The sequence below is a fragment of the Agathobaculum sp. TL06 genome (genome assembly GCF_054658635.1).
On sequence record NZ_BAAGGY010000086.1, the window covers coordinates 1 to 276 of the forward strand.

Annotated in this window: 1 pseudogene; it reads left to right on the forward strand. The window is 55.4% G+C overall.

The annotated features are described in order from the left end of the window. A pseudogene (locus ACYQ3S_RS15740) lies at window positions 1-276 on the forward strand (replication initiator protein A); the annotation flags it as partial.

Below are 276 nucleotides of genomic sequence, written 5' to 3' on the forward strand. Positions count from 1 at the left end.
TCTATCCCATCGCGGAGATAGCCGAAATACTGGATAAGGGCAGCACCACCATAAAGGGGGCGCTTAATGAACTGGACATGGCGGGGCTGCTGGAACGGGAACGGGGCGGCTTCTCCGCACCGAACCGCCTATATGTGAAAGTGCCGCGTGTGCCACAGGTACAGTTTTCCGACCAACTGATGGCCGGAAATCCGACCCTCATAGAGCCGGAAAACCGTCCTACTGATGGTCAGAAAACCGACCTTATGATGGTCGGAAAACCGTCCCCTAACCAAA